Genomic DNA, 15,886 nt, shown 5'->3' with positions numbered 1-15,886 from the left:
CCAATGGCCAGGTCGAGCGCATGAACCGGACCCTCAAGGACGCGACCGTCAAGCGCTACCACTACGACAGCCACGACCAACTGCGGGAACACCTCGCCGCTTTCCTGGATGCCTACAACTTCGCCCGGCGGCTCAAGACCCTACGCGGCCTCACGCCATACGAAGCGACCTGCCGAGCCTGGGCAGACGACCCAGGCCGGTTCAGATACGACCCAACCCATCTCACCTCGGGACTGAACACCAGCAGGAATCTCGATCTCGACGACCTCTCCTTCGTCGTCAATGATGGTCTCGTATCGTGCGCCGTTCGCGTAAATTTCGTCCTCTCGACGGCGCAGCTCCGAAGCAATCTGCTCGTATGCGTCGTCACCCGGTTGCCCGGCTTCTGATAGCACCTTCGCCCACCCTGCGGCTTCCTGGAGGGTCGAGCCTTTTCGGCCGCCCAGGGTCTCCCACCCCTTTGCAATGCGGGCTTTGAATTCGCGGACCACCGGTACCTTCAGCACGTTGGCCGAAAGCAGGGACTTGGTTTGGAGGCAGCGCTTGAGCCGGTTGCCAAGCTGGGGCCGTAGCAAAGCCGGCACGCCCATCGTCACGCGGTAATAGCCGTCGTGAAGCTCCAGATAGGCGTTTCTTGGGTCGGGCCGGCGAGGCACTGGGATCACCGAGGCGTTATGGGGACATATGTCCCCGATTTGTCCCGGAAAGCCCAACCCTATCAAGCTCTTCGTTGGTTAATAAAGACTTAGCTGCCCCTTTCGGACACTCCCTCCGTCTCCGCCAAATCGTTGTTCGCCCCTGTTCACCCCTGTGCGAAACCGCTTTATATCGAAGGCGGTTAGGCGGCCGAGCCGGATTTCGACGTTCGCCTACGTTCGCCACAATCCGCGTTTTCCGCTGGGGTAGTTGCTGGGGGTTCGGCGGATACTATGGTACGCGCCGTCAACAAGCTCACCGCCCGTACCGTCCAAACCGCTGGTCCTGGTCGATTCGGCGACGGTGGTGGCCTCTACCTCGTCGTCGACCCAAGCGGCGCACGCCGCTGGATCTTCCTCTATCGTTGCAACGGTAAGCAGCGAGAGATGGGCCTTGGTGGTGCACATGTCGTCACCCTGGCCGACGCCCGCCGCAAGCGCGACGAGGCCCGCCGGCTGCTCGCAGACGGCCTCGACCCACTTGAGGCCCGGCGCAAGAATGAGGCACCCGCAGCTCCAGCCATGACCTTCGGCGCATTCGCCGATCAACTCGTGCCCGAACTGGCCAAGGGCTTCCGCAATGCCAAGCATGCCGCGCAGTGGACGAGCACACTCAACGCCTACGCTTCAAGCCTCCGATCCAAGCCCCTCGACGCGATCACGACCGACGACCTGCTCGCAGTGCTCCGACCGATCTGGACTACGAAGGCGGAAACCGCCTCGCGCGTTCGCGGGCGCATCGAGAAGGTGCTGGACGCCGCCAAAGCGAAGGGGCTGCGCACGGGCGAAAACCCGGCGCGCTGGCGTGGCCATTTGGATCAGCTTCTCTCCAAGCGCCGCAAGCTCACACGCGGACACCATGCCGCACTCGCCTACGAGGCTGTGCCAGCGTTCGTCGCGGAGCTGCGCAGGCGGGACGGTGTTGCCGCGCGGGCGCTGGAGCTTGCGATCCTGACCGCAGCTCGCGTCGGTGAGGTCGTTGGAGCGCGCTGGGATGAAGTTGATGTCGCGGCCAAGCTTTGGACTGTCCCGGCCGCGCGCATGAAGGCCGAACGCGACCACCGGGTTCCTCTCACAGACCGCGCGCTCGCGATCCTTGCAGAGATGGGGCAGGTTTGTCGCGGGTCCTACGTGTTCGAAGGCTACCGTAGCGACCGGCACCTCTCGACGGGCGCGTTCGACGCGCTGCTTGAGCGCATGAAGGTCAAAGCGACGACACACGGCTTTCGCTCGTCGTTTCGGGATTGGGCAGGAGATTGCACGGAGTTCCCACGAGAGGTCGCGGAAGCGGCGCTTGCTCATGCGGTCGGGGACAAGGCGGAGCAGGCGTACCGGCGAGGTGACGCGCTGGCGAAGCGCCGTGCGCTCATGGAGGCATGGGCGGCATATCTTGCGACAGGCGAACCGAGCCGCACGCCGCCCTCAGAGACAAAGCAGCCATGATCAGAAGCAACCGCGATTGAAAACCTTATTGTTGCATTTACTGCCCAGAAAGGCCGCTACATGGCGCGCGCGACATCGTTCCGAAAACGACTTTCTCCACTGAAAGTCCCCTTTGAGCAACCGGAAGAACTAGCGGTAAGATTCGCAGATCGGGTCGGCCGGGTTCTCTACGACAACAACTGGTCGGCGATTGAAAGGAGCAAGCTCAATCATCGGGAAGCGCCACCCTCTGCTGGGAGCAATGAGGATCTTGCTTCAACGGTTCGCGATCAAATCATTGTCGGCTTGCGTCTTGGAGCTCTGACTGCCTCGGTACGGCTGACAGTTTCTACTTGGCAGGCAGTTCGGCAGCCCCTCAACAGGAGGATGAGGACGAAGCGACTTGCGCATTCGATGGAGACGACGATCCCCTATGGGGAGATGATGGTTCACCGAAATCCCGACAATTCCGGATAAAGCCAGACTATTGGGAGGCTCCCGAGCACGATCTGGACATAGACTGGCTTGGATCTAAGATAACGCTTCCGACAACATATCTCTCTGATGATTCCTGGGCGCCGCGACGTGATCGCCCTATCATTGAAACATGTAAAGTAAATCTTATTGAACGGGGCGCGCCATTATACATTCGCCTCCCGCATCGAGCTTTGCACGAATTTATCAAGTATTCTGATATGCCAAGCCACGAGTGGCTAGCCCGCTACAAAATATACCGAGAGCAAGGCCGGGCCGAGGTGCCGGCTGTTTTGTGGCGCTACTTGGCGGTTGGCGGTTACAACAAAGAAAACGCCCCAGCCGCTGAGGAACTATCGCGAGTTGCGCTTGATTATTTGAGAGCACAAGGTTTTGAAGAGCCCGGCGATAAAAGCACAGCGAAGGCGCGCAACGCCAGCCTTGCAGAAATGGCTCGCTCCGTCCGCGAGCAGTTCATGGACCTACACCCTAATCTAAGCGCTTCCGTCCTTGTCTCCGGCAATCCGCGCGCTCACCGGCGGAAATCATAGGCCCGCACCAGCGGGGGGAGCTTAGCTCGACTTTGGCCAATTGGACGGGTGATCGAGTGGGCTGAGGTGACGAAGCAGGCGTGAGGGGTAGGCTGGTGGCGTCCCGGCCCAGAGACACCGCCATGCGGCTCCTGCCTGCCCGCTTCGCCGGGATCATCCTGGCGTTCGCACCGCTGTTCGTCCACCGCTCGTGGCGCCATGCTCAGCCGTTGCTGATCGGCGCGATCCTGACGCTGCGCCGCCGCACGGTGACGAGCGTCCTACGCATCCTGGGTCGTGCGCAGGAGCGACGGTTCGTGAACGTCCACCGCATCCTCAGCCGCGCGGCCTGGTGCCCACGCTCCGGCAGCCGCATTCTGCTCGGGATGCTGATCTCAGCCTTCGCGCCGCGCGGTCCAATCATCCTGGCGCTCGACGACACGATCGAGCGCCGCCGCGGCAAGCGGATTGCGGCCAAGGGTATCTACCGTGATCCGGTCCGCTCCTCCGACAGCCATTTCGTCAAGGCGAGCGGGCTGCGCTGGATGAGTTTGATGTTGCTGGCTCCGATCCCCTGGGCGGGGCGCGTCTGGACGTTGCCGTTCCTGACCGCGCTGGTGCCGTCAGAGCGCGCCTGTCGTGAACGGGGCCGTCGGCACAAGCCGTTGCTCAACGTCGGTGGCCAACTCGCCCTCCAGGTCCGACGCTGGCTGCCGAGGCGCGACCTCGTCGTGGTGGGCGACAGCGGCTTCTCGGCCTTGCTGTTCCTCGACGCGATGCGCCGCGCTCGCATCACGGCGATCACCCGCCTGCGGCTCGACGCAGCACTCTACGATCCCGTCCCGCCGCGCCCGCCCGGCACGATCGGGCGCCCGCGGACCAAAGGCGCGCGGCTGCCGACGCTCGCCGCGATCCTCGCGGCCGAGGACACGCGCTGGCACGCGGTCGTGGTGCCCGGCTGGTACGGGGCAGGCGAGCGCATGATCGAGATCGCCTCGGACACCGCGGTGTGGCGGCACGGTGGCCTGCCCGTCGTGCCGATCCGTTGGGTCCTCATCCGCGATCCCGAGGGCCGCTTCGCACCGCAGGCTCTGCTCTGCACAGATCTCGACCGCGAGCCGGTGCAAATCGTGTCCTGGTTCGTGCAGCGCTGGACCATCGAGGTCACTTTCCAGGAAGCGCGTGCCCATCTCGGGGTCGAGACGCAGCGGCAGTGGTCAGATACGGCGATTGCCCGCACCACACCCTGCCTGCTCGCCCTGTTCTCGATCGTCACACTGCTGGCCGCACGCCTCTCGGCTCGCCAACGCCGACGCGTCGCGACGGCCGCGTGGTACTCCAAACCGCGCCCGACCTTCGCCGACGCTCTGGCCGCCGTGCGCTGTGCGATCTGGCGTGAGCGGACTTTGGCGACATCACCGCGCCGACGCGCCCGAACAAAACCCCGCTTCCGTTTGCCAGCGCCCTGGGCCTATGCGCTTTGCCACGCCGCATGAATGGCCAAAGTCGAGCTAAATCCCTCGTAAAATTGATGTGCGATGGCCGAGCGCGTCCCTGACCTCGACGCAAGTTGCCAAGCGCCGGAGCGTGGATCGGCAACCTGGGTCGACTCGAGCCGAGCCGCCGTTACCTGCCCCGAGGCCGGCCAGCCAAGACCGGCCGGGCTCGCAATCAGCTCCTCGCCTCCCTCGCTCGTCCCGGCCAGATCGAGGCGACAAGCAACGGCACCGAGCGGCTGTGCGCCTGTTCAGCGTACAGCAGAACATAACCAGCGGCGACGGTGTGATCTGGGGGCCGAGGGCAGCGCCACCATCCGCACTCTCGTCGACACCGCGCACCCCAACGGGAGCAGCGCCTGCCTCACCATCCTCAAAATCATCGGCGCGCGATCCGTACCGTCACAGGCGTGGGTTACTGCCGTTGGCGTGTCTGACAGGAACGTCTGAGCGCATTTTTCGCCGTCAGACGGAAAACCGTTCAAACGCATGCTCTACCATTCGCATGCGTTCGACATCGACCTCCCCCGCCCTTAACTTCCCCTTGCCGCTCGCGGTGCGGCTCTTATCCGTCTCGGAAGCCTGCGCGCTCCTGGGCATCAGGCGAACACGCTTTTACGAGCTGCTGAACGGCGAGCAGTTGAATGCCGTTAAGCTCGGCCGTCGGACCCTCGTCAGGTCGGACGAACTCGAACGGTTTATCGAGGCGCTTGCGGAAACGTCGGCAAAGCGCGCGTCCGGCAAAGCACTGCGATGAGCGCGACACTCATCGCCAACCCGTGTGCGGCGCTGACGGGGCTGAACGCTGCGACAAGCCACGAACGCACGCCTTCCGACCCTCGAAGGTCATTGCACGAAGGACGATGTCTCAAGCGCGCTCGGGACAGCCCCCCACCACCAGAGATTCGGCATAGCCGGCATCCCGCGCCGCCCGCCGTGTTGCCTTTCGAATTGGTGTTCCCGCAGCACCGCCACAACGCGCGTAGCGCACTTCACGCCTGACCATGTTGGATAAGGTCGAACCCAAGCTATTCTCAACAGAGGTGGATATTATGAACCGCTTTCTCGAATCGAGCAACGAAAAAGAATCTCAAGACAAAACAAGACACAATCCTGTAGAAGAAGCTGAAGCAATTCAAAGCGAATTCAAGAAACTCGACGAAGGGCACCGTGACGGAATATGCTGACTGATTGAGAAAGCAGTCAAAAATTGCGTCCGCTTAAAGAAAAATGACACATAAGTTGGGAAGTTTTACGACCTGCCTTTTTGGGGAAAGCGAACGAATGCTCCAAATTCAAGCAAGTTACTGCTGCACTGTATGCAGCATATGGTAGATGCGCCCACTTCCGAGTCGCCTAGATACAACTCTGCGAGTGAGTACCCGGCAGTTGCAAAAATTCTGTTCAACGAGGATGTACAGCCTGATGAGATGTACGGCGAGTTGAAGAGACGCGGCGGTTCCTACGCGGTAATTCGAGCTAACAGAGAGCAATCAGGCGAAGATCAGAGCGAGCCCGACGAGCTTGATGAGCAGGAGGAACAGGATGACCTTGATGATGATTTCGATGGTCCGAACACGCGCCGAGCGACGACAGGTAATTCGCCTATCTCGTCTGGCCCCCCTCTAGTCCCCGGGCAGCGATCACCACAATCTGGCTCGGGTCAGGGGCCGACGAAACCGCCGGCAGACCGCGTTCAGCTGTTTAGAAAAAGTGAGCATCTAGCAATTGGAGACCATGGGTTCCGAGAGAAATTTTATCGCATGCCTTTGTACTCAAGACATTGGACCCTAATCGAGCGGATCGACGATGAAGGTGAGTACCCTCGATTCGACATCGTCGACGTAGATACGAGGACATAGAGGCGTCCGATAGGTAATCGCATTCGAGGGCGGCCGGGGCTGCACGGCCGCTTTTCTCGGGAGATGACCAAAATTCCGGGTACCGGAAATTCTGCAATTTGCGGGCCGTCTAGCGAAGTTCGATCCAGTCCGCATGCGACACGGCGTTGAAGCAAGTTCCGCATACGGTTCGATCAACTTGTGCCCGCTGTGTATCAGGCTACACAGTCTCGCAATTCTGTGAAGCTGCGCGGCAGAATCAACGTGGCGTCTTCGGCAATCAGCCCGTGCCCGACATGTTTGCGAGCATATCCGACCACGTATCCAGTACGTTTGGTGATCGGTTGCACATCGATGCGGATCAGCGGGTCACTGGCTCGCACATACGCAGATTCGCGACGCAGGAGACGCAGGAAATGAGTAATGAGATCGTCCTTCAGCCTTGACCAAGGTGGGATGAAGGCGACGGCGTGCATGTGCCGGCCATCGTTGACAAAGGCATCCCAACGCCCCTGCTTGGCGTGCTTGAAAACCGGCCGGTCAGGGCTGCAAAACCAAATCGGCAGGCGTCCGACCGACGATGGGGCCGTGGGCTTGCGAACGATCCGAGTAACGAGCAGCGCGTACACCCGTTCGACCTCGCGTTCCATTTGCCGGCGGACGCTCGCGTCGGATCCGCCGAATTGGCGGAACATGAAGGTCAAAAGGTATGGGGTCCAACCCTCAGCAACCAGCTGTTCGCCCCAGGCACAATATCCAAGATCAATGCGATTTCTCGTGATGGTCATGGTGCGCTCTCCTTCAAGCTGAAGTGACGAGTGCTTTTACGGGCTGCCCTGATCGACTGCCGGCGTGCCTTGCTATCCTGGCTTTCTAACCTCGATAGGTCTTGCGCTTGCTGGTGTACTGGTCCGGTTTTCGCTCTGGGGCTGTCTTCGTGGTGGGGCAGGTCTCTTTAGCTGGAGGCGGGTACTTGTTGGGTGTCTCGGGTGGTTCAGGTGGCTGGTGGGGGCTGTTCTCAGCGGTTGAACCGTGTTCCGGGCATGGGTTGCCATGTACAGGCACCATTTTTGGCCCCCGCATCGGATCTACGATGTAGTAGGCGCCACTAGCGCTGGCACATCCAGCATTCGCAGCAGCTACATTGTGCTGATCGTTTACGCGACGTCCTGAATCGAGCCGTGAGCTAATTGGCGTGCCTCGGAAGCTCCCCGAAAGGCGGCAGTGGCCGCTCAGGGCCTGCGACGACATCGGAAATTTGCTCGATCTTTCCCAGCGTCGGTTATCCGAGCGCGTGGCGCAAGCAAAGTGCCTGCAATGCGCTCTCGTAAAGGTCTGGGGGCGGTCCCGACCATGCGAAACACGAGACGCGCGATGGACTTCGAAGAAAATTATGGTTGCATATCGATCTCGCGCGGCGAGGTGGTGCGACGGACCAATCGAAATATGAGCAATCTACTTCAGCGGCTTCCGGCGGGCGTGCCCCGCCGTCACTATCATGAAGCTGTTCCAATAAAAGCTGCCGTCGAGCTAGAATTTGAAAGTTCAGCGGAAGAAGCCGCCCGGAAGCTTGATGCGCTGGCCGATCAACTTCGACAGGGCGATTACATGCCTGTCTAACTGCAAACCCTTCCGCCTGAGGCTTTCCGAAGCCTCAGGTGTGTGTGCGGCGCTTGCGGCGGGCGAACCGCTCCAAGGCGAGGCCCTGAACTAACCGCTTGCCGTGCCTACCGCGGAAGCTCAGCGTGAGCCGACCTGTAGTTGCTGCACTGGGTCGGGGACGTAGAATGGATTACGTGATAGTCGCTGCCATAGTGGTCGTCGTCCTGGGGCTTGCCCTCAAGACGCTCGGCATCAATCAGGAGTACGAGCGAGCGGTGCTCTTCCGGCTCGGACGGCTCGGAGTGACAAAGGGGCCGGGCTGGTATTGGCTGATCCCGTTCGTTGACCGCGTCGTGAAGGTCGACACCCGAACAATCACCGTCCAGCTCGAGACTCAGGAGACGATCACCCGCGACGGTGTCGCCGTCAAAGTGAACGCAGTACTCTGGTATCGGGCCGTCGACCCTGCTCGCGTAGTCACAGCCGTCGAGTCGTGGCGCTCAGCGATCATACAGGCCGCCGAGACCGGCATGCGCGACGCTATCGGCCAAAGTGACCTCGACCAGATGCTGAAGGACCGGGTCGCCATCAACAAGCGCCTGCTCGAACTGCTCTCAATGGCGGCTGAGCGCTGGGGCATCGAGATCGACGCTGTCGAGATCAAGGATGTCGATATTCCCGAGCAAATGCAGCGCGCCATCGCGCGCGAAGCCGAGGCGATTCGTGAGAAGCGAGCGCGCATCATCAAGGCCGAGGGCGAGAACGAAGCGGCTCAAAAACTTGCTGAGGCAGCGACGATGATCGCGACCGCTCCGGGGGCCTTGGAGCTGAGGCGACTTCAAACCCTGACGGAGATCGGCGTTGAGCATAACAGCACGATCATCGCGATGCTGCCCGTCGAGCTTCTGCATGCCGCAGCAAAGATCGCCGGGATGCCGGAGGGCGGAGCTGAATAACATTCATCCCTTCGTTTTTGCGCAGCGATGCCGCTGGAAGGAGGCGTTCTGCCCGAATGCGTTTGGGAGATCGCTGAGCGATACGACCTGATCCCGCGTAGCGACTCGCCCAATACCGGCGCGATGGCGTTGTTCATGGATGCGGACCACGGTCTGAAGAAACTGAGCGGTAGAGTCCGGCGCGAGTGCGGTCTGACGGAGAAAATGGTACAGGACGTCGCTGCTTGTGCCGCCATGCTCGCCGATGCTGCCAAAGGTGGCTTCGCTCTGTCCCGAGCAACTGAGCGCCGAACGGGCCGCTACGGCGGGCGATGGCTCCCTGACATCGGCGTTGGCAAAGCCTGACAAATAAATCTGTGTCGACGCGGCCGCCCGCAGCTAGATCGCGGTGCGGCCGCCGCACGGCCCTGACGCAGCTTTCCTCATGAGGAGCAGTTTCGAGGTTTTATGGCGGGGTCTGGCCGAAAGCCGATGGTCTGCTTCAGAGCTGTCTCGCTGCAAAAGCGGACAGCCTCCGACCGCCCCAACTCAATCGCTCATGTGCGAATGTGGGCTTCCCAAAATTCGGACAATTGTTCCGTAGTTATTTTCACACTGATGCGACCATCAATTATCATCCAATGGCGTTTGGATAAACCTATAAGGCAATGTCTTGCAGACCAGATCAACTTTTCTTGCCGATGAACATGCCACCACGAGGCGCAAGAAAACACTTCCAAATTAATTGGTAGAGTTCATCAAACATTTAATGGTGTTTCTGCGGAAATGGACAATACGCTTCAAGACGAAACTAGAACGACGATTGACGCATGAGTTCGGCGAGCAGTGCATTCGGAAACCGTCGAGATTGAAGTATGGCGTAGAAGCGCTCGGTGACTTCATCGATCCGGCAGACCTCGACGAGGAGGCCTGTCGAGAGTTCATCCTGGACGACGATCGGGGGGACGAGGGTCAGGATGCCGCTTTCCCGCGCCATGAGACGAAGCATCGCCATGTCGTCGATCTCCGCGCTGATGAGCGGGTGAACGCCGGCGAGTGACAGGACGCGGTCGAAGGCCGTGCGCACGTCGCTGTCGAGGCTCGGCACTACGACTGGGACGGAGGCGAGATCCTCCGGGAAGCGGAAGGCCGGCCGGTCCTCGTCCGGCTTGGCGACGAGGCTCACCGGCTGCTCGTCCAAGAGGTGACAATGCAACGGCGATCCGACGTCGCGGCGCACTGCGGTGGTCGAGAGGACCACGTCGATCGTGTGCGCCTCGAGTTGGGCCAACAACTCGCGCATCGTGCCCGAGCGGACGACGAGCTCGACATCGCTTCGGCCGAGCAGCGGCCGCAGGAATTCCAGCTGGAAATTCCGGGACAGGGTCGTGAGCGCCCCGACCCGCAGGACGCTCTGCGCCGAGCGAGGGCGGCCCTTCATGACGCTGAGGAGTTCGTCTCCCGTGGCGAAGACGGTGTCGGCATAGTCGAGGGCGATACGGCCTGCCTCGGTCAGGTTCAGGCGCTTGCCCAGCCGCTCGAACAGGTCGTGACCGAGTTGCTGCTCCAACTTCTGGATCTGCACGGACAGCGACGATTGGGACAGGTTCAGGAGCTCGGCGGCGCGTGTCAGGCTACCGGCATGGGCGACCGCGTGGAAAAGGCGCAGATGGTGGTAATTCAGCGTCATGCCGATTCTCTTCGATAGAAGCGAACGATAGCGCAAATAATTTGAATTTTTCAACGGCCTGGAATCCGTATACCTGAAGGGTCGCCCTGTCTTCGCGAGGCGACCATGACTTCACCACTGATCTGGCTGCTTGCAGCCCCTCCCATCCTTTTCCTGGCCCTGGGCCTTGCGCCCGCCTCCTGGGCGGCTCGCTCGCCGGCCGTCGTGGCTCGCTTCGCGCGCTGGACGGCGTCCGGCGCGGTGATCGCCGCACTGATCGCGGCTTTTGCAGTCTGGAGCCATGGTCCATTCGGTTCGGGCTTGGCCGGTGCCGCCGGCCTGGGCCTGCGCCTCACCTGCGACGCCCTCACCGCCGCGATGCTGATCGTGGTCGCTCTCGTCGGCTGGGTCGTGGTCAGCTTCAGCCGGAATTATCTCGACGGCGATCCCGAGCAGGGTTGCTTCTTCCAGTGGCTGTCCCTGACCCTGGCCGCCGTCCTGGCGCTCGTCCTATCGGGCAACCTCGTCCAGCTCGCCCTGGCCTGGATCGCAACGAGCCTGTGCCTGCACCGGCTGCTCGTCTTCTATCGGGACCGGCCGAAGGCACGGCTCGCCGCCCGGAAGAAGTTCCTCATCAGCCGGCTCGGCGACCTGAGCCTGATCGGCGCCCTCGCTTTGCTCTACGGCGTCTTCGGCAGCCTCGATCTCGACGTGATCTCCGGGGAGGCGCAACGGCTCAGGGCGAGCGGGGCCGACCTCGGACTGCTGCACGCGGCGGCTGCTCTCATCGTGGCGAGCGCGCTGCTCAAGTCTGCCCAGTTCCCGTTCCACGGGTGGCTGCCGGAAGTCATGGAGACCCCGACGCCGGTCTCCGCCCTGCTGCATGCCGGGATCATCAACGCCGGCGGCTTCCTCATCCTCCGTCTCGGCGATGTAGTGGTGCTGTCCACCCCGGCGCTCGACGTCCTGGCCATCGTCGGCGGCCTCACGGCCCTGTTCGGCTCGGTGGTGATGCTGACCCAGACGAGCGTGAAGGTCTCGCTGGCGTGGTCGACGGTCGCGCAGATGGGCTTCATGCTCCTTCAATGCGGCCTGGGCGCGTTCTCGGCGGCCATGCTGCACATCGTGGCGCACGCCCTCTACAAGGCGCACGCCTTCCTCTCCTCGGGCAGCATCATCGACCTCGCGCGCGCGGCCTGGGTGCCGGCGGCGACGGGCCGGCCCCATCCCCTGCGCCTCGCCGGTGTCCTCGCGGGCGTCGGAGCCCTCACAGCGGGGATCGGAACCCTGTTCGGGGCCTCGCTGACCGAAACGCCCGGCGTGTTCGCCCTGGGCTTCATCCTGCTGATGGGATTGACGCAACTGGTCGAAGCCTCCCTCCGGGGGCAGCCGACCCTGGGCGTGGTTGCCCGCGTCGTCGGCCTCGCCGTGGCCGTGGGTGTCGCGTACTTTGCCCTGCAACGGGGAGCCGAGGCACTCCTGGCCGGTGCGCTGCCGGCGAACCAGGCCCTGCGTGGTCCCCTGGATCTCGCGATCGTTGCCCTGGCGGTCCTGTCCTTCGCCTTGGTGACGGTGATGCAGAGCCTCCTGCCGCACCGGTCGGCGGAAGCCCTCTGGGCCGCTCTCTACGTCCACGTCCTCAACGGCTTTTACATCAACGCCTTCGCCAACCGGCTCCTTCGGCGGGTCCGGCGGATTTCGCGGCACACGCTCAACCAGGGAGCCGAAACATGACCGAGCAGACCTTCCTTCGTCAGGACCTCAGTGCCTCGGTCGAGAGGATCGAGTTCCCGGACGACCCGGTCCCGTCCGTGGTCGAAACGCCCCGCCGCAGGTCGGTGGAGGCCCTGGTCGCGGCGGTGTGCAAGCGCGTCGCGCCCGTCTGGCCGCTCAGGCACTTCGTGGCGGTGAACCCGTTCCTAGGCCTCACCGACGAAACCTTCACCGACGCCGCCGCCCGGCTCAAGCGGACCACGGGCGCGCAGATGCTGATGCCGCGCAGCTTCTATCGGGAGGCCCTGCGGCAGGGCCGCATCGCGAGGGCGGATCTCGCGGAAGCGCTCTCGCGGAGGACCGGCGGCCGCGTTTCGAGGCTCGCCATCACGGACCTCGAACACGCCCTCGCCCTCGACCCCGCCGAATCCCGGGCGGCAACCACCGTGGCGGAGGTCGCCGCCGCATGCGGGTGCGTCCCGTCCGGCTTCGTCGCCGACGAGATCGGCAAATGGTGCGCGGCGTACTGGGACGAGGGACAGAGTGCATGGCGCATGCCCTGGCGGGACCGCAGGCCCTACTCGGCGTGGCGCCTCGCGGCGGCGCATGACCGGACTCCGGATGTGATGGGCCTCGCGGGCTTCCGGCGACGCGTCGCGGATCTGCCGGAGGACCCTCACGCGACGGTGGCGACCGTTCTGGAGCGACTCGGGGTTCCGGAGGCCGCTCGTGAGATCTACTTGCATTGCGCCCTGGGAACGATCGGGGGCTGGGCGGCCTATGCCCGCTACCAGGGCTGGCAGCGCGAACTCTCGGGCGAGACGGACGACTCGCTCGTCCAGTTGCTGGCGATCCGCCTGGCCTGGGAGGGAGCCCTGTTCGGGTCGATCACCGAACCGGGTTTCAGGCCCGCATGGCGGAAAGCGGTCGGGCGGATGTCCACCCTCGAGACAACGGCTTCACCGGCCGATCGGACCATCGACAGCATCCTTCAGGATGCCTACGAGGGCGGCTTCCAGCGGCAGATTCGGGACCGCCTGACGGCCACGGCGCAGGCTGGGCCGGGCAAGCCGGAACAACGTCCGGCGGTCCAGGCCGCCTTCTGCATCGATGTCCGCTCGGAGGTGTTCCGTCGCGCCTTCGAGACGGCCTCGCCCCGGGTCGAGACGCTGGGTTTCGCCGGCTTCTTCGGCTTTCCCATCGAGTACGTGCCGATCGGCCAGCATCGCGGAGGCGCGCAGTGCCCCGTGCTGCTCAAGCCGAAATTCATTGTCTGCGAGACCGTGCAGGACGCCTCCGACGCCGAGCGTCGCAGGGTGCTCGACCGGCGGGTTGTGCTGCGCCGCGTCCACAAGGCGTGGAAGGCGTTCAAGACGGCGGCCGTCTCGTCGTTCTCCTATGTCGAGACGGCCGGCCTGTTGAGCGGTGCCAAGCTCGTGAGCGACACGCTCGGACTCACCCGGACGGTCGCCCATCCGGCCGAGGTCGGGTTGAGCGACGACATCCGGCGGCGGGTCGGCCCGGACCTGTCTCCATCCGAACTCGCCGGACGGCGGACCGGCTTCACGTCCGGCGAGGGGGTCGCCATGGCCGAGGCCGTGCTGCGCGCCATGTCGCTGCAGGAAGGCTTCGCGCGCCTCGTCCTGCTGGTCGGCCACGGCAGCAGCACTGTGAACAACCCGCATGGCAGCGGCCTCGATTGCGGGGCGTGCGGCGGCCACACCGGTGAAGCGAACGCGCGCGTCGCGGCCTCCATCCTGAACGACCGCGCGGTGCGGGCGGGCCTTGCGGACAGGGGCATCGTCATCCCCGAGGACACGTGGTTCGTCGCCGGCCTTCACGACACCACGACCGACGATGTGAGCCTGTTCGAACTCGACCGTGCCCCCTCCTCCCACGCCGCCGAGATCGAAGACCTGAGGGGCTGGCTCGCCGCCGCCGCCGCCCTGGCCCGGGCGGAGCGCGCGACCCTGCTCGGCATCGCACCCGCCGACCGGAACAGGCTCGCCGCCGCCTTCAACCAGCGCAGCCGAGATTGGTCCCAGGTCCGGCCGGAATGGGGACTCGCCGGCAACGCCGCCTTCATTGCCGCGCCGCGCCACCGCACCCGCGACCTCGATCTCCAGGGCCGCGCCTTCCTGCACAGCTACGATTGGCAACAGGACACGTCCTTCGGCGTGCTGGAGTTGATCATGACCGCGCCGCTCGTCGTCGCCAGCTGGATCAACCTGCAATACTACGGTTCGACCGTCGACAATCGCGCCTTCGGCTCCGGCAACAAGGTCCTGCACAACGTCGTCGGGACCTTCGGCGTCCTCGAAGGCAACGGTAGCGATCTTCGCATGGGCCTTCCCTGGCAATCCGTCCATGACGGAACCAAGCTCGTGCACGAGCCCGTCCGGCTGAGCGCCTACATCGAAGCGCCCAAGGTCGAGATTGAGCGCGTCCTGCGGACCCACGAGGGCGTGCGCCAGCTCGTGGAGAACGGCTGGCTCCATCTGCTCCAGATCGAGGCGGACGGCACGGCCCACCGTTACGGCGGTGCCGGCGCGTGGCAGCCGGGTTGAAGGCGTCGGCCGGGCAAGGGCGCCCGGCCGGATCGTCCCGCCTTGACGAGCCTTGAAAGGCCATCCGTCAGCGCCGTCGCTCCCGGATCAGCCTGCCCTGAAATGCGACCTGAGGGAGAGGAGGCCCATGGATCAAGCGGAACGGGATCCCAATGGCTTGCGTCGCGGCGTCCTGAACGTGCGCATCTTGGTCGACGAAGCAGCGTGCTGGTTCGACGCGACCAATCCGAGGGACGCCTGCATCCTCGTCGAAAGGTTCCTGCGGCATCTGGGGCGGAATGAGCGTCGCCCCGAAATCCATGTCGAAGGGCAGGATCTGCACATGCGATCCCGGGTACTGCAATACATCGATGGAGTGCTTCGCGAGATATGTTTTTGAGAATCTCTATAGACATGACGAGTTTACGTTCTCGACAATATTTTGAGAAACCGATCCGGGAGGGGGAATAGGATGCGATTGATGGTGGAAGCCGTCGAGAGGCGCCGCGACCAGGCTCGCCTCGGCGGCGGCGAGAAACGCGTCGAGGCTCAGCACAAGCGCGGGAAGCTCACGGCGCGCGAGCGCATCGAACTCCTGCTCGACCATGGGTCGTTCGAAGAGTTCGACATGTTCGTGCAGCACCGCTCCACCGATTTCGGCATGGAGAAGCAGAAGATCCCGGGCGACGGCGTCGTCACCGGCTGGGGTACGATCAACGGCCGCACGGTCTTCCTGTTCTCCAAGGACTTCACGGTGTTCGGCGGCTCCCTGTCGGAGGCGCATGCGCAGAAGATCGTGAAGGTCCAGGACATGGCGCTGAAGATGCGCGCGCCGATCATCGGCATCTTCGATGCCGGCGGCGCGCGCATCCAGGAGGGCGTCGCCGCCCTCGGCGGTTACGGCGAAGTCTTCCGCCGGAACGTGATGGCGTCGGGCGTCATCCCGCAGATCTCGGATCTCGG

General features: G+C 63.4%; 12 protein-coding genes and 1 pseudogene. 11 read left to right on the top strand and 2 right to left on the bottom strand.

The genetic code is table 11. From position 1 onward, the window contains the following. The 5 genes and pseudogenes from AC1DXK_RS26750 to AC1DXK_RS26730 form a co-directional block, all read left to right on the top strand. Positions 1 to 239 (top strand): annotated as a pseudogene (locus tag AC1DXK_RS26750) (integrase core domain-containing protein); the annotation flags it as partial. Between the two features lie 690 nt (positions 240 to 929). Continuing rightward, positions 930 to 2,138: a tyrosine-type recombinase/integrase gene (locus tag AC1DXK_RS26745; protein WP_477299471.1), complete on the top strand. Its 1,209-nt coding sequence runs from the start codon at positions 930 to 932 to the stop codon at positions 2,136 to 2,138. Positions 2,139 to 3,264: 1,126 nt separating this feature from the next. Then, positions 3,265 to 4,617: an IS701 family transposase gene (locus tag AC1DXK_RS26740; protein ID WP_477299470.1), complete on the top strand. Its 1,353-nt coding sequence runs from the start codon at positions 3,265 to 3,267 to the stop codon at positions 4,615 to 4,617. Positions 4,618 to 5,122: 505 nt separating this feature from the next. Continuing rightward, complete coding sequence (locus tag AC1DXK_RS26735; RefSeq protein WP_477299469.1) at positions 5,123 to 5,374, top strand: helix-turn-helix domain-containing protein; 252 nt, start codon at positions 5,123 to 5,125, stop codon at positions 5,372 to 5,374. Between the two features lie 295 nt (positions 5,375 to 5,669). Next, positions 5,670 to 5,804: a hypothetical protein gene (locus AC1DXK_RS26730; protein WP_477299468.1), complete on the top strand. Its 135-nt coding sequence runs from the start codon at positions 5,670 to 5,672 to the stop codon at positions 5,802 to 5,804. Positions 5,805 to 6,673: 869 nt separating this feature from the next. On the opposite strand, the gene AC1DXK_RS26725 is transcribed toward AC1DXK_RS26730, so the two are convergent. After that, entirely contained in the window at positions 6,674 to 7,246 is a 573-nt protein-coding gene (locus tag AC1DXK_RS26725; RefSeq protein WP_477299467.1) for a hypothetical protein, read from the bottom strand. A gap of 586 nt (positions 7,247 to 7,832) precedes the next feature. Here AC1DXK_RS26725 and AC1DXK_RS26720 point away from each other — a divergent pair. Next, a complete protein-coding gene (locus tag AC1DXK_RS26720; protein ID WP_477299466.1) occupies positions 7,833 to 8,078 on the top strand; it encodes a hypothetical protein in 246 nt (81 codons plus the stop codon). Between the two features lie 167 nt (positions 8,079 to 8,245). Further along, positions 8,246 to 9,016 (top strand): slipin family protein, encoded by a 771-nt coding sequence (locus AC1DXK_RS26715; RefSeq protein WP_477299465.1) that lies wholly within the window; start codon positions 8,246 to 8,248, stop codon positions 9,014 to 9,016. 790 nt (positions 9,017 to 9,806) lie between these two features. Here AC1DXK_RS26715 and AC1DXK_RS26710 read toward each other — a convergent pair. Then, positions 9,807 to 10,685, bottom strand: coding sequence for a LysR family transcriptional regulator (locus tag AC1DXK_RS26710; RefSeq protein ID WP_477299464.1), 879 nt, complete (start codon positions 10,683 to 10,685; stop codon positions 9,807 to 9,809). A gap of 105 nt (positions 10,686 to 10,790) precedes the next feature. Between AC1DXK_RS26710 and AC1DXK_RS26705 the strand changes: the two genes are divergently transcribed. The 4 genes from AC1DXK_RS26705 to AC1DXK_RS26690 all read left to right on the top strand — a co-directional run. Next, positions 10,791 to 12,398 (top strand): NADH-quinone oxidoreductase subunit L, encoded by a 1,608-nt coding sequence (locus AC1DXK_RS26705; RefSeq protein WP_477299463.1) that lies wholly within the window; start codon positions 10,791 to 10,793, stop codon positions 12,396 to 12,398. After that, positions 12,395 to 14,944, top strand: coding sequence for a YbcC family protein (locus AC1DXK_RS26700; protein ID WP_457108082.1), 2,550 nt, complete (start codon positions 12,395 to 12,397; stop codon positions 14,942 to 14,944). Before AC1DXK_RS26705 ends, AC1DXK_RS26700 begins: the two co-directional genes overlap by 4 nt. A gap of 127 nt (positions 14,945 to 15,071) precedes the next feature. After that, positions 15,072 to 15,323 carry a hypothetical protein gene (locus tag AC1DXK_RS26695; protein WP_457108081.1) on the top strand — a complete coding sequence of 84 codons (252 nt, stop codon included), beginning with the start codon at positions 15,072 to 15,074 and terminating at the stop codon, positions 15,321 to 15,323. A gap of 81 nt (positions 15,324 to 15,404) precedes the next feature. Next, a partial coding sequence (locus AC1DXK_RS26690; RefSeq protein WP_477299462.1) for a carboxyl transferase domain-containing protein occupies positions 15,405 to 15,886 on the top strand: 482 nt, incomplete at its 3' end.

Source organism: Methylobacterium sp. P3_A11 (genome assembly GCF_056403155.1).
This window is presented reverse-complemented; position numbering and strand designations above follow the sequence as displayed.

Excerpts from the sequence above, each read along its gene's own strand:
- AC1DXK_RS26745 (WP_477299471.1), top strand. The coding sequence starts at position 930 with ATGGTACGCGCCGTCAACAAGCTCACCGCCCGTACCGTCCAAACCGCT.
- AC1DXK_RS26740 (WP_477299470.1), top strand. The coding sequence starts at position 3,265 with ATGCGGCTCCTGCCTGCCCGCTTCGCCGGGATCATCCTGGCGTTCGCA.
- AC1DXK_RS26735 (WP_477299469.1), top strand. The coding sequence starts at position 5,123 with ATGCGTTCGACATCGACCTCCCCCGCCCTTAACTTCCCCTTGCCGCTC.
- AC1DXK_RS26730 (WP_477299468.1), top strand. The coding sequence starts at position 5,670 with ATGAACCGCTTTCTCGAATCGAGCAACGAAAAAGAATCTCAAGACAAA.
- AC1DXK_RS26725 (WP_477299467.1), bottom strand. The coding sequence starts at position 7,246 with ATGACCATCACGAGAAATCGCATTGATCTTGGATATTGTGCCTGGGGC.
- AC1DXK_RS26720 (WP_477299466.1), top strand. The coding sequence starts at position 7,833 with ATGGACTTCGAAGAAAATTATGGTTGCATATCGATCTCGCGCGGCGAG.
- AC1DXK_RS26715 (WP_477299465.1), top strand. The coding sequence starts at position 8,246 with ATGGATTACGTGATAGTCGCTGCCATAGTGGTCGTCGTCCTGGGGCTT.
- AC1DXK_RS26710 (WP_477299464.1), bottom strand. The coding sequence starts at position 10,685 with ATGACGCTGAATTACCACCATCTGCGCCTTTTCCACGCGGTCGCCCAT.
- AC1DXK_RS26705 (WP_477299463.1), top strand. The coding sequence starts at position 10,791 with ATGACTTCACCACTGATCTGGCTGCTTGCAGCCCCTCCCATCCTTTTC.
- AC1DXK_RS26700 (WP_457108082.1), top strand. The coding sequence starts at position 12,395 with ATGACCGAGCAGACCTTCCTTCGTCAGGACCTCAGTGCCTCGGTCGAG.
- AC1DXK_RS26695 (WP_457108081.1), top strand. The coding sequence starts at position 15,072 with ATGGATCAAGCGGAACGGGATCCCAATGGCTTGCGTCGCGGCGTCCTG.